This window comes from Mesorhizobium muleiense (assembly GCF_900099905.1).
In the GTDB taxonomy this organism is placed as follows: domain Bacteria; phylum Pseudomonadota; class Alphaproteobacteria; order Rhizobiales; family Rhizobiaceae; genus Mesorhizobium; species Mesorhizobium muleiense.
Window position 1 is genome coordinate 276,727 of record NZ_FNEE01000002.1, and the last position, 14,055, is coordinate 290,781.

The 14,055-nt window shown below is 62.5% G+C and carries 9 protein-coding genes; 2 read left to right on the forward strand and 7 right to left on the reverse strand.

Annotated elements, in window-relative coordinates; all coding sequences use genetic code 11:
- The first annotated feature begins 448 nt into the window (after nt 1-448).
- Entirely contained in the window at nt 449-730 is a 282-nt protein-coding gene (locus BLT09_RS05275) for a hypothetical protein (RefSeq protein ID WP_023798115.1), read from the forward strand.
- Nucleotides 731-840: 110 nt separating this feature from the next.
- Nucleotides 841-1,776, forward strand: coding sequence for a Gfo/Idh/MocA family protein (locus tag BLT09_RS05280; RefSeq protein WP_091591203.1), 936 nt, complete (start codon nt 841-843; stop codon nt 1,774-1,776).
- 368 nt (nt 1,777-2,144) lie between these two features.
- Here the strand turns inward: BLT09_RS05280 and rpoC are convergent, their stop codons facing one another.
- From rpoC to nusG, 7 genes are all read right to left on the reverse strand, one after another.
- A complete protein-coding gene (gene rpoC, locus BLT09_RS05290; RefSeq protein WP_091591775.1) occupies nt 2,145-6,341 on the reverse strand; it encodes a DNA-directed RNA polymerase subunit beta' in 4,197 nt (1,398 codons plus the stop codon).
- Between the two features lie 130 nt (nt 6,342-6,471).
- The gene (gene rpoB, locus BLT09_RS05295; RefSeq protein ID WP_091591204.1) at nt 6,472-10,608 is read right to left on the reverse strand and encodes a DNA-directed RNA polymerase subunit beta; all 4,137 of its coding nucleotides are present in this window, start codon (nt 10,606-10,608) and stop codon (nt 6,472-6,474) included.
- Nucleotides 10,609-10,861: 253 nt separating this feature from the next.
- Nucleotides 10,862-11,239 (reverse strand): 50S ribosomal protein L7/L12, encoded by a 378-nt coding sequence (rplL, locus tag BLT09_RS05300; RefSeq protein ID WP_023680442.1) that lies wholly within the window; start codon nt 11,237-11,239, stop codon nt 10,862-10,864.
- 54 nt (nt 11,240-11,293) lie between these two features.
- Nucleotides 11,294-11,812 carry a 50S ribosomal protein L10 gene (rplJ, locus tag BLT09_RS05305; RefSeq protein ID WP_023798119.1) on the reverse strand — a complete coding sequence of 173 codons (519 nt, stop codon included), beginning with the start codon at nt 11,810-11,812 and terminating at the stop codon, nt 11,294-11,296.
- A gap of 413 nt (nt 11,813-12,225) precedes the next feature.
- Nucleotides 12,226-12,924 (reverse strand): 50S ribosomal protein L1, encoded by a 699-nt coding sequence (rplA, locus tag BLT09_RS05310; RefSeq protein WP_027155818.1) that lies wholly within the window; start codon nt 12,922-12,924, stop codon nt 12,226-12,228.
- Nucleotides 12,925-12,928: 4 nt separating this feature from the next.
- A complete protein-coding gene (rplK, locus tag BLT09_RS05315) occupies nt 12,929-13,357 on the reverse strand; it encodes a 50S ribosomal protein L11 (protein ID WP_023798121.1) in 429 nt (142 codons plus the stop codon).
- Between the two features lie 169 nt (nt 13,358-13,526).
- Nucleotides 13,527-14,054 carry a transcription termination/antitermination protein NusG gene (gene nusG / locus BLT09_RS05320; protein WP_091591206.1) on the reverse strand — a complete coding sequence of 176 codons (528 nt, stop codon included), beginning with the start codon at nt 14,052-14,054 and terminating at the stop codon, nt 13,527-13,529.
- Nucleotide 14,055 lies beyond the last annotated feature (1 nt).

A 14,055-nucleotide genomic window follows, 5' to 3' on the forward strand; every position in this document is an offset into this window, starting at 1 on the left:
TCTCAATTCCGTGTCTCGCCCGGTCAGGGCCGCTCAAAGCGTCATTTCCATACGCAAAGTCGGGCCACAAACCGCGCCTCGCGGTCTTGCCCGAACAAATGGCAGAGGAAGCGGAAACCGCTTCATGCACGCCGGAAATGTCTTTTCGCTCGTAAAACGAACCCTGTTTGAGGCAAACTCCAAAGCGTGTCGCTTCGGAAGGGAGAGCCTCACATCGGTTCTGACTGGGCGGCTTCTACTCGCAAGCCTGTTGCCCGTCAACCCCGGAGCACCAAATATTACGCTGAAACCGAGGCTTGGCAGCCATGCGAAAAGCGCATGTAATTTTCTTTCGCCATTTTGCAAGAGCAAGGAAGAAAGTGACCGGCCGTCGGCTGTTGCATAGCCACGCTTCATGCGAAAAAGCGACATGAACAGCGCAAATCCCCTCGCCCGGAGGAATCGGCCCGTGAACGACAATGATGAGCGCCCGGTCACCATCATCACCGGCCGGGCGTGGAAAAGAAAGGGCGGCAAGCCGGAAGGCGTCCACCTCATGCTGGTCGCGCCCGACGACGATTCGGCGGTGCGCCGGGCGCTCGAATCACTCGCGGCCGAAGGCTACGCCGAGGCTGAGCTCGACCAGATCGGCGACCTCGACGGCGTGCCCGACGAAGAGCCGCATTTGTCGGCCTATCAGGGCGCGCTCGAAGGCGAAGTGTCGATCGTCACCTTCGACGTGCCGCTGTGACCAGCCATGTCCCTGGCCGTCGCGGTTTGGGGCCGTCGCGGTCTGGCACTGCTTGCCCGGCATCGGTTCTCTGCTAAGAACCAAGCGCAATATCAACCTGCGGAGTTCCCATGTCCCTGAATAGCGGTCCCATCAAGCTCGGCATCGTCGGCGTGGGAAAGATTGTTCGCGACCAGCACCTGCCGGCCCTGGCCAAGGATCGCGACTACCTGCTCACCGCCGCCGCCAGCCGGCACGGCAAGGTGGACGGCATCGCGAATTTTCCTGATATCGAGACGATGCTCGACGCGGTGCCGGAACTCGAGGCCGTATCGCTCTGCATGCCGCCGCAGTTCCGCTACGACGCCGCGCGGACGGCGCTGGCGGCGAAGAAGCATGTTTTTCTGGAAAAGCCACCCGGCGCCACGGTCAGCGAGGTCGAAGACCTGAAAGCGCTGGCGGCGGCAAATGGCGTCTCGCTGTTCGCCAGCTGGCATTCGCGCTATGCGCCGGCGGTGGAAGCCGCACGTGCATTTTTAGGCTCGACCCAGATCAGGTCGGCTGCCATCAACTGGAAGGAGGACGTGCGCCGCTGGCACCCCAACCAGGACTGGATCTGGGCGCCAGGCGGCTTCGGCGTGTTCGATCCCGGCATCAACGCGCTGTCGATCGCGACCCACATATTGCCGGCGATGTTCATCACCTCGGCAATCCTCGATTTTCCCGAAAACCGCGCCGCCCCGATCGCCGCGCACATCGCCTTCCGCACCTCGAACGGCTTGCCGGTGGCGATGGAACTCGACTGGCGCCAGACCGGCCCGCAAAGCTGGGACATCCTGGCCGAGACGGACAAGGGCGCGATGGTGCTTTCTGGCGGCGGCGCAAAACTCGCGGTCGACGGCCGCGTCGTTCACGACGAGCCGGAAGCCGAATATCCGATGCTCTACAAGCGCTTCGCCGAGATCGTGCGCGCCGGCGTTTCCGATGTCGATCTCGCTCCGTTGCAGCATGTCGCCGACGCTTTTATGCTCGGCAAGCGCAATGTGGTGGAAGCGTTTTTCGATTGACGCTTACAATGCGGCTATGAACGACCCGCCTGCCCAGCGTTGGTAGTTGGCGAAAGCGGAAGCGCCATACAATCTCCCCTTGGGATCCCTTAAGGCAGGGCTGTCGCAAGCCGAGGCTTTCGCTCTACGATGTACCCCCACCCCTAACCCCTCCCCACAAGGGGGAGGGAGACTTCCGCTGGCGCTGACCTTGGCAACTTGCCTGCCTTCGGCGCCAAAGGGGAGAAATGCGCGCGGCAGCGTTCCCTCCCCCTTGTGGGGAGGGTTAGGGTGGGGGTCCTCTTCGCAAGAATCCCCCAACTTCACCATATAAAAAAGCCGCCGGGTTGCCCCGACGGCTTCGTTGCCTGAGATCTTACCCGCCGCGCTTACTGCGCGGCGGAAGCCATGTCGGTCAGCATCGGGTCGGCGACCTCGACGCCCGACGCCTTGCGGCGCTCGTCGATGATCAGCTCGTCGCGCGAGGTGGCGATGCGCCGGATCTGGCTCATCGTGCCGCCGGTGCCGGCCGGGATCAGACGGCCGACGATGACGTTTTCCTTCAGCCCCTGCAGCATGTCGGTCTTGCCGGCAACCGCCGCTTCGGTCAGCACCCGGGTCGTCTCCTGGAAGGAGGCGGCCGAGATGAAGGACGGCGTCTGCAGCGAGGCCTTGGTGATGCCCAACAGCACCGGCTGGCCTTCGGCCGGCTTCTTGCCGTCTTCGACCAGGCGCTCGTTGACCTCTTCCAGCTCGATCACGTCGACGTGGTCGCCCGGAATGTAGGTCGAGTCGCCCTGCGCAGTGATCTCGACCTTCTGCAGCATCTGGCGAACGATCACCTCGATGTGCTTGTCGTTGATCGACACGCCCTGCAGACGGTAGACCTCCTGGATCTCGTTGACGAGGTAGGACGCAAGCGCCTCCACGCCCTTGATCGCCAGGATGTCGTGCGGCGCCGGATTGCCGTCGAGGATGTAGTCGCCCTTCTCGATGACGTCGCCGTCCTGGAGATGGAACGGCTTGCCCTTCGGGATCAGGTATTCGACCGGCTCAAGCGTCGAGTCATGTGGCTCGATGATGATGCGACGCTTGTTCTTGTAGTCGCGGCCGAAGCGGATCGTGCCATCGATCTCGGCGATGATGGCGTGATCCTTCGGACGGCGTGCCTCGAACAGTTCGGCAACACGCGGCAGACCGCCGGTGATGTCCTTGGTCTTGGCGCTTTCCATCGGGATACGCGCCAGCACGTCGCCGGGGCGAACCTGTGCACCCGGCTCGACCGAAAGAATGGCCTCGACCGAGAGCAGGAAGCGAGCGTCGCCGCCCTTCGACAGTTTGCCGACCTTGCCCTTGGCGTCCTGGACTACGATCGCCGGCTTGAGGTCGTTGCCGCGCGGCGTCGAACGCCAGTCGATGACCTCGCGCTTGGTGATGCCGGTCGATTCGTCGGCCGTTTCCTGGACGGAAATGCCGTCGACCAGATCCTCGAACGCCACCTTGCCCTCGATTTCGGTGAGGACCGGGCGGGTATAGGGATCCCACTCGGCGATGCGCTGGCCGCGCTTCACCTTGTCGCCATCGTCCACGAAGATGCGCGAACCATAGGTGAGGCGGTGCGTGGCGCGCTCCTTGCCGGCCTCGTCGAGGATCAGCACCGCCATGTTGCGGCCCATGACCATCTGCTGGCCGTCGGAGTTGCGCACCACGTTGCGGTTGCGGATCTCGACCTTGCCCTCATACGAGGCTTCAAGGAACGACGAGTCCACCACCTGCGCCGTGCCGCCCATGTGGAAGGTACGCATGGTGAGCTGGGTGCCCGGCTCGCCGATCGACTGCGCCGCGATGACGCCGACAGCCTCGCCCTGGTTGACCGGGGTGCCGCGGGCCAGATCGCGTCCGTAGCAGACCGCGCAGACACCGACCCTGACGTCGCAGGTCAGCGCCGAGCGGATGCGGACCGACTGGACGCCGGCCTTTTCGATCTGCTCGACGTCGCGTTCGTCCATCAGGGTTCCGGCCTTGACCAGAACCTCACCGGTGACCGGATGCGTGATGTCGTCGAGCGCGGTGCGGCCGAGAACCCGCTGGCCGACGGAAGCGACGACCTGGCCGGCATCGACGATCGGCTGCATGGTGAGGCCCTTGTCGGTGCCGCAGTCGACGGAGTTGACGATGCAGTCCTGCGCCACGTCGACCAGACGACGGGTGAGATAACCCGAGTTCGCCGTCTTCAAGGCGGTGTCGGCCAGACCCTTGCGGGCGCCGTGGGTCGAGTTGAAATACTCGAGCACGGTCAGGCCTTCCTTGAAGTTGGAGATGATCGGCGTCTCGATGATTTCACCGCTAGGCTTGGCCATCAGGCCGCGCATACCGGCAAGCTGGCGCATCTGGGTGGGCGAGCCGCGCGCACCGGAGTGCGACATCATGTAGATCGAGTTCATCGGCTTTTGACGGCCATTGTCCTCGAATTCGACCGCCTTGATGCGGGCCATCATCTCGTCGGCGACCTTTTCCGAGCACTTGGCCCAGGCGTCGACGACCTTGTTGTACTTCTCGCCCTGGGTGATCAGGCCGTCATTGTACTGCTGCTCGTATTCCTTGGCCAAGGCCTCGGTGTCGGAAACCAGCTTGATCTTGGCATCCGGGATCAGCATGTCGTCCTTGCCGAACGAAATGCCGGCGCGGCAGGCGTGGCTGAAGCCGAGGGCCATGATGCGATCGCAGAAAATGACCGTCTCCTTCTGACCGCAATGGCGGTAGACGGTGTCGATCATCTTGGAGATGTTCTTCTTGGTCATCTCCTGGTTGGCGGTCTCGTACGGCACATTGACGTTCTTCGGCAGAAGCTCGCCGATGATCATGCGGCCGGGCGTGGTGTCGTAGATCTTCGACACGACCTTGCCGTCCGCATCGACCGAGCGGAAGCGGCCCTTGATCTTGGAGTGCAGCGTCACCGCCTTGGTCTCGAGCGCGTGCTGGAGTTCGCCCATGTCGGCAAACACCATGCCCTCGCCCGGCTCGTTCTGGTTGACGATCGAGAGATAGTAGAGACCCAGGACCATGTCCTGCGACGGCACGATGATCGGCGCGCCGGAAGCCGGGTGCAGGATGTTGTTGGTCGACATCATCAGCACGCGGGCTTCAAGCTGTGCTTCCAGCGACAGCGGCACGTGAACCGCCATCTGGTCGCCGTCGAAGTCGGCGTTGAAGGCCGTGCAGACCAGCGGGTGAAGCTGGATCGCCTTGCCTTCGATCAGGATCGGCTCGAACGCCTGGATGCCGAGGCGGTGCAGCGTCGGCGCACGGTTCAGAAGCACCGGATGCTCGCGAATAACCTCGTCGAGGATATCCCAGACCTCCGGACGCTCCTTCTCGACCAGCTTCTTCGCCTGCTTGACGGTCGAGGAATAACCCTTGGCGTCGAGACGGGCATAGATGAAGGGCTTGAACAGTTCGAGAGCCATCTTCTTCGGCAGGCCGCACTGGTGCAGCTTGAGCTCCGGACCGGTCACGATGACCGAGCGGCCGGAATAGTCGACGCGCTTGCCGAGCAGGTTCTGGCGGAACCGGCCCTGCTTGCCCTTCAGCATGTCGGACAGCGACTTCAGCGGGCGCTTGTTGGCGCCGGTGATGACGCGGCCGCGACGGCCGTTGTCGAACAGCGCGTCGACGGCTTCCTGCAGCATGCGCTTTTCATTGCGCACGATGATGCCGGGCGCGCGCAGCTCGATCAGCCGCTTCAGGCGGTTGTTGCGGTTGATGACGCGGCGATAGAGATCGTTGAGATCGGACGTGGCGAAGCGGCCGCCATCCAGGGGAACCAGTGGGCGCAGGTCCGGCGGGATCACCGGGACCACCTTCATGATCATCCATTCCGGACGGTTGCCGGACTCCATGAAGTTCTCGACGACCTTGAGCCGCTTCAGATACTTCTTCTGCTTGAGCTCGGACGTGGTCGAAGCCAGCTCCGAACGCAGGTCGCCGGCGATCTTCTCCAGGTCCATGCCGGCCAGAAGGTCGTGGATGGCCTCGGCGCCGATCATGGCGGTGAACGAATCCTCGCCATATTCGTCGACGGCCATCATGTATTCTTCCTCGCTGAGGAGCTGGTGCTCCTTCAGCGCGGTGAGGCCGGGCTCGGTGACGATGTAGTTCTCGAAGTAGAGAACGCGCTCGATGTCTTTCAGCGTCATGTCGAGCAGCGTGCCGATACGCGACGGCAGCGACTTCAGGAACCAGATATGGGCGACCGGCGCGGCCAGCTCGATATGGCCCATGCGCTCGCGACGGACGCGCGACAGCGTGACTTCGACGCCGCACTTCTCGCAAATGACGCCCTTGTACTTCATGCGCTTGTACTTGCCGCACAGGCATTCGTAGTCCTTGATCGGGCCGAAAATGCGCGCGCAGAACAGGCCGTCGCGCTCCGGTTTGAAGGTGCGGTAGTTGATGGTCTCCGGCTTCTTGATCTCGCCGAACGACCAGGACAGAATCTTCTCAGGGCTGGCGAGCGAAATCCGGATGGAATCGAACACCTGTGCAGGCGCCTGGGGATTGAAGAGATTCATGACCTCTTGGTTCATGCCGTTCTCCTTTTCGGGGTCATCGAAAACCCCTTGCATCTAGCGCGGGCCAAACGCCCGCCGACTTGATCGGCCATCGGCCGAGAATTTGGTGCGTCCGGTCGCGGGGATCCGCGACCGGACGTCTTGCTTATTCGGCCGCGTCGGGCAGCCGGATCGGATTGTCGTCGAGCTTGGTGTTCTCCAGCTCGACATTGAGGCCCAGAGACCGCATTTCCTTGACGAGAACGTTGAAGCTCTCGGGGATGCCGGCCTCGAAGGTGTCGTCGCCTCTGACGATCGCCTCATAGACCTTGGTGCGGCCGGCGACGTCGTCCGACTTCACCGTCAGCATCTCCTGCAGCGTGTAGGCGGCGCCGTACGCTTCGAGCGCCCAGACCTCCATCTCGCCGAAGCGCTGGCCACCGAACTGCGCCTTGCCGCCCAGCGGCTGCTGGGTAACGAGCGAGTACGGCCCGATCGAACGCGCGTGGATCTTGTCGTCCACAAGATGGTGAAGCTTGAGCATATATATGTAGCCCATCGTCACTTTGCGATCGAACGGCTCGCCGGTGCGGCCGTCATAGAGCTGCGACTGACCGCTGGTGTGCAGGCCCGCCTGCTCCAGCATGATGTTGATGTCGGCCTCGTGCGCGCCGTCGAACACCGGTGTCGCGATAGAGACGCCGCGGCGCATCTGCTCGCTGAGGCGAACGACGCTCTCGTCGTCATAGTCGCGGACCGGCTCGTTGCGGTCGTTGGCCGGCATGAAGCTCTCGAGCGTCTTGCGCAGCGGCTTGATGTCGCCGCCTGTCTTGTAGGCGTCGATCAGCTCGCCGATCTTCCTGCCCATTCCAGCGCAAGCCCAGCCCAGATGCGTCTCCAGGATCTGGCCGACATTCATGCGGCTCGGCACACCCAGCGGGTTGAGCACGATATCGGCATGCGTGCCGTCCTCGAGGAACGGCATGTCCTCGACCGGAACGATCCGCGACACGACACCCTTGTTGCCGTGCCGGCCGGCCATCTTGTCGCCGGGCTGCATCTTGCGCTTCACGGCCACGAAGACCTTGACCATCTTCATGACGCCGGGAGGCATCTCGTCGCCGCGCTGCACCTTCTCGACCTTGTCCATGAAGCGCTGTTCGAGCGCCTTCTTGGAATCGTCGTACTGGCCGCGCAGGGCTTCCAGTTCGCTCTGGAGCTTTTCGTTCTCCACCGCAAACTGCCACCACTGCGAACGCGGATACTCGTCGAGCGTATCCTTCGACAGCTTCGAGCCCTTCTTGAAACCCTTCGGCCCGGCAATCGCATCCTTGCCGACGAGAACGTCGGACAGGCGCGAATAGACGTTGCGGTCGAGGATCGCCTGCTCGTCGTCGCGGTCCTTGGCGAGGCGTTCGATCTCCTCGCGCTCGATCGCCATGGCGCGCTCGTCCTTCTCCACACCGTGGCGGTTGAAGACGCGCACTTCGACGACGGTGCCGAAGGTCCCGGGCGGCATGCGCATGGAAGTGTCACGCACGTCCGATGCCTTTTCGCCAAAAATGGCGCGCAGAAGCTTTTCTTCCGGCGTCATCGGGCTTTCGCCCTTCGGCGTGATCTTGCCAACCAGGATGTCGCCCGGCTGCACTTCGGCACCGATATAGACGATGCCAGCCTCGTCGAGGTTCTTCAGCGCTTCTTCCGAGACATTGGGGATGTCGCGGGTGATTTCCTCCGGCCCGAGCTTGGTATCGCGCGCCATGACCTCGAACTCCTCGATGTGGATCGAGGTGAAGACGTCGTCGGCGACGATGCGCTCGGACAAGAGGATCGAGTCCTCGTAGTTGTAACCGTTCCACGGCATGAACGCGACCAGCACGTTGCGGCCGAGCGCCAGATCGCCAAGCTCGGTCGACGGACCGTCGGCGATGATGTCGCCCTTGTTGACCAGGTCGCCCATGCGCACCAGCGGACGCTGGTTGATGCAGGTGTTCTGGTTCGAACGCTGGAACTTCATCAGCCGGTAGATGTCGACGCCCGACTTGCCGGGATCGAGATCTTCGGTGGCGCGGATGACGATACGCGTCGCGTCGACCTGGTCGACGATGCCGCCGCGGCGGGCGCCGATGGCGGCGCCGGAGTCACGGGCGACGATCGGCTCCATGCCGGTGCCGACGAACGGCGCTTCAGCGCGCACCAGCGGCACGGCCTGACGCTGCATGTTCGAGCCCATCAGCGCGCGGTTGGCGTCGTCGTTCTCGAGGAACGGGATCAGGGCCGCGGCCACCGACACCATCTGCTTCGGCGACACGTCCATCAGATCGACGTTTTCGCGCGGCGCCATCATCACTTCGCCGGCATTGCGGCAAATGACGAATTCGTCGACGAAACCACCATTCTTGTCGAGCTCGGCATTGGCCTGGGCGACGTGGTGCTTGGCCTCTTCCATCGCGGAGAGATAGACGACCTCATTGGTCAGCTTGCCGTTGACGATCTTGCGGTACGGGCTCTCGATGAAGCCATACTTGTTGACGCGCGCAAATGTGGCCAGCGAGTTGATCAGACCGATGTTCGGGCCTTCCGGCGTCTCGATCGGGCAGATGCGGCCGTAATGCGTCGGATGCACGTCGCGCACCTCGAAGCCGGCGCGCTCGCGGGTCAGACCACCGGGTCCAAGCGCCGAGAGACGGCGCTTGTGGGTGATCTCCGACAGCGGGTTGGTCTGGTCCATGAACTGCGACAGCTGCGAGGAACCGAAGAACTCGCGCACGGCGGCAGCCGCTGGCTTGGCGTTGATCAGGTCCTGCGGCATCACCGTATCGATCTCGATCGAGGACATGCGTTCCTTGATCGCGCGCTCCATGCGCAAGAGGCCGACGCGGTACTGGTTCTCCATCAGCTCGCCGACCGAGCGCACGCGGCGATTGCCGAGATTGTCGATGTCGTCGATCTCGCCCTTGCCATCACGCAGTTCGACCAGCGTCTTGACCACGGCCAGGATGTCGTCCTTGCGCAGCACGCGCACGGTGTCCTCGGCCTTGAGCTCGAGGCGCATGTTCATCTTGACGCGGCCGACGGCCGACAGGTCATAGCGCTCGCTGTCGAAGAACAGCGAGTTGAACATGGCTTCGGCGGTTTCCAGCGTCGGCGGCTCGCCGGGGCGCATGACACGGTAGATGTCGAACAGCGCGTCCTGGCGGCTCTCGTTCTTGTCGACGTTGAGCGTGTTGCGGATATAGGCGCCGACATTGACGTGATCGATGTCGAGAACCTTGATCTCGTCGTCGCCGGCGGCGAGAAGCACTTTTAGCGTTTTTTCGTCGATCTCGTCGCCGGCTTCGAGGAAGATCTCGCCGGTCGCATAGTTGACGATGTCCTCGGCAAGGTAATTGCCGAGCAGATCCTCGTCGGTCGCCTTGATCGCCTTGAGACCCTTTTCGCCGAGCTGACGGGCCTGGCGTGCGGTGATCTTCTTGCCGGCCTCGACGACGACCTCGTTGGTGTCTGCATCGACCAGGTCGCCGACAGCCTTGAGGCCGCGGAAACGCTCGACGTTGAACGGGATGCGCCAGTGGTCGCCGGCGCGCTTGTAGGTGATCTTGTTGTAGAAGGTCGACAGGATCTCCTCGGCGTCCATGCCGAGCGCCATCAGCAGCGACGTCACCGGAATCTTGCGGCGGCGGTCGATGCGGGCGTGCACGACGTCCTTCGAGTCGAACTCGATGTCGAGCCACGATCCACGATAGGGGATGACGCGCGCGGCAAACAGCAGCTTGCCCGACGAATGCGACTTGCCCTTGTCATGGTCAAAGAAGACGCCCGGCGAACGGTGCATCTGCGAGACGATGACGCGCTCGGTGCCATTGACGATGAAGGTGCCGTTCAAGGTCATGAGCGGCATGTCGCCCATATAGACGTCCTGCTCCTTGATGTCCTTGATCGACTTGGCGCCGGTATCCTCGTCGATATCGAACACGATGAGGCGCAGCGTCACCTTGAGTGGCGCGGCATAGGTCAGGTCGCGCTGACGGCATTCGTCAACGTCGAATTTCGGTGCTTCGAACTCGTACTTCACGAATTCCAGCATCGAGGAGCCGGAAAAGTCGGAAATCGGGAACACCGATTTGAAAACCGCCTGCAGTCCCTCGTCAGGACGCCCGCCCTTGGGCTCCTCGACCATCAGGAACTGGTCATAGGATGCCTTCTGAACCTCGATCAGGTTCGGCATCTCCGCAACTTCCGGAATCTTTCCGAAGAATTTGCGTACGCGTCTGCGGCCATTGAAAGTTTGTGTCTGGGCCATCGTCGCTCCTTAGCTCGATTCTCGGGGCGAGCCTCGCCGCGGCTCGCCTTGCATTCTCGGCCACCTTCGGCGGCGGCCTTTATTTGTTCACCCGCCACCTGTCGATAGCCGGCCAAAACGGGAGAAAACCCGTTTCCTGAAGGCCGGTTTACGGCCCTCAGGAAAGAGGTTTTCGTACTCTTCGCGTTACGCAGCCTCCCTTCGCGCCAAGGGAGCGGCGGACGGCGCGAAGCCGCCCGCCGATATCAAACGCTTACTTCAGTTCGACCTTGGCGCCGGCTGCTTCCAGCTGGGCCTTGAACTTGTCCGCGTCGGCCTTGGAAACAGCTTCCTTGACCGGCTTCGGAGCCGCCTCGACCAGGTCCTTGGCTTCCTTGAGGCCAAGACCGGTGATGGCGCGAACTTCCTTGATGACATTGATCTTCTGAGCGCCCGCCTCGGTGAGGACGACGTCGAATTCCGTCTTTTCCTCGACCGGAGCAGCAGCCGCCGCAGCACCGCCGGCGGCAGCAACCGCCACCGGAGCAGCAGCGGAAACGCCCCACTTTTCTTCCAGAAGCTTCGACAGCTCGGCCGCCTCGAGGACGGTCAGCTTCGAAAGGTCGTCTACGATCTTTGCCAGATCAGCCATTGCAATATTCCTTCATAAGGTTCGAACGTGTGTTTGTGATAGCGAGGAACGGCCTCATGCCGCCTCGTCCTTCCGGGCGTAAGCGCCGATGACGCGCGCGACCGAAGCCGCAGGCGCATTGACGATCTGGGCGATCCGGGTTGCCGGCGTAGCGATCATGCCAACCAGCCTGGCGCGCAGCTCATCGAGCGACGGAAGTGTGGCGAGTGCCTTCACACCGTCGGCGTTGAGCGAGGTGGTGCCCATTGCGCCGCCGAGAATGACGAGCTTGTCATTTCCCTTGGCGAAATCGGACGCGACCTTCGGCGCCGCAATCGGATCCTCCGAATAGGCGATCAGCGTCTGTCCCTTGAACAGGTCGATGATCGATGCGGAGTCCGTGCCCTGAAGAGCGATTTTGGCGAGACGGTTCTTCGCGACTTTGACGGTGCCACCGGCGACACGCATTTTCGACCGAAGGTCGTTCATTTGCGCGACGGTAATACCGGCGTAGTGGGCCACGACGACTGAACCAGCGCCCGAAAACGCTTCATTCAGGCCCGTGACGAGTTCGCGTTTTTCCGCTCTGTCCACTGCCTATCTCCAGTTGACCCCAATCCTGTTAACGGGAACATTCCCATTACGAGGACAGGCGTCGGGTTGCCTTTTGCCGGCCGGGCCATCCAGTAACGGATCTCCCGAACGACGCTCGAGGATCCTGCCCCCTTTCGCCACACCAGCCGGCAAGCCGAATGGTGCGCAGACAAAAGGCAAACACGGTTCGAACCTTTCATTGGAGCAGTCGCTCCGTTGTCCGGTCTTCACCCGTCTCATGCAGGCCCACATGAATTAAGGCCCCCCTTGAACCAAGGCCTGGGGCCGCCCGCAATCTCGGACAGGATGTCCGGAAGCCTTCCGACTTCCGGTACCGGGCCGCCAAGATAAATCGGAGGCCCGGAATTCTGTTTGTGGATCAGCCCTTTAGCGGCAGATCCGAATGGTTCGTATCAGGACGCTGCCAGCGTCGAGACGTCGAGCTTGAGGCCCGGGCCCATTGTCGAGGTGACCGACACCTTCTTGACGTAGTTGCCCTTGGCGCCAGCCGGCTTCGCCTTGGTGACCGCGTCAGCGAAGGCGCGAACATTCTCTTCCAGCGCCTTGACGTCGAACGAGATCTTGCCGACGCCGCCATGAACGATGCCGGCCTTCTCGACGCGGAACTCGACCGCGCCACCCTTCGACGCCTTGACGGCGGCGGTAACGTCGGTGGTGACAGTGCCGACCTTCGGGTTCGGCATCATGCCACGCGGGCCGAGCACCTTGCCCAGACGGCCGACCAGCGGCATCATGTCCGGCGTGGCGATGCAGCGATCGAAGTCGATCGTGCCCTTCTGGACGATGTCGACCAGATCCTCGGCGCCAACGATATCGGCGCCGGCCGCCTTGGCTTCCTCGGCCTTGTCGCCACGCGCGAAAACCGCGACGCGGACGGTACGGCCGGTGCCGTTCGGCAGGTTGACCACGCCACGGACCATCTGGTCGGCATGGCGCGGGTCGACACCCAGGTTCATCGCGATTTCAACGGTCTCGTCGAACTTCACCGAGGACCGGTCCTTGAGCAGCTTCAGCGCATCGCCCAAGGCATAGGCCTTGTTGGGATCGATGCCTTCGCGGGTCTTCGATACACGCTTTGCAATCTTTGCCATGATCTCAGCCCACCACTTCCAGACCCATCGAGCGGGCGGAGCCCTCGACCATGCGCATGGCCCCCTCGATATCGGTCGCGTTCAGATCCTTCATCTTCTGCTCGGCGATGGCGCGCACCTTGTCGCGGCCGATCGTGCCGGCCTTGACCTTGCCCGGCTCCTTCGAGCCCGACTTCAGGTTTGCGGCCTTCTTCAGGAAGTAGCTCACCGGCGGCGTCTTCATGACGAAGGTGAACGACTTGTCCTGGTAGTAGGTGATCACGACCGGAACCGGCGATCCCTTTTCCATTTCCTGGGTCTGCGCGTTGAACGCCTTGCAGAACTCCATGATGTTGATGCCGCGCTGACCAAGCGCCGGTCCGATCGGGGGCGACGGCGTCGCCGAGCCCGCGGAAACCTGGAGCTTGAGCTGGCCTGCAATTTTCTTAGCCATCTCTTCCTGCCTTTATCTCATGCCGGCCCCAAATCTGGGCAACACCGGCGGTTGCAGTCTGGTGGTGCGGTTCCTGCAGCGGGCTAAAGCCGCATTCGCCTCCCACCCGTTTTGGCGGCGATTTCCACGCCGCCTCCCTCACCGCCGAATTGGCGACAAGGATTTCGGATCAGCCCTTTTCGACCTGTCCGAATTCGAGATCGACCGGCACGGCGCGCCCGAAGATCGAAACTTCCACCTTGAGCCGCGCCCGCTCCTCGTCCACTTCCTGGACGAAACCGTTGAACGAGGCGAACGGACCGTCCGAGACGCGGATCGCCTCGCCGATCTCGAAAGTGACCGACGGCTTCGGCCGCTCGACGCCTTCCTGCACCTGGTTCAGGATGCGCTGGGCCTCGGACTCGGTGATCGGCACCGGCTTCGAATCACCCAGGAAGCCGGTGACCTTCGGCGTGTTCTTCACGAGCGAGAACACTGCGTCGGTCAGGTTGGCCTTCAGCAGCACGTAGCCCGGGAAGAACTTGCGCTCGGCATCGACCTTGCGGCCGCGGCGTATCTCGACGACCTTCTCGGTAGGCACCACGATCTGCTCGATGTCAGCGGACAGGCCTTTCTGCTTGGCCTTGTTCTCGATGTCCTCAGCGACCTTTTTTTCAAAGTTCGAATAGGCGTGGACGATGTACCACCGCGCAGTCATT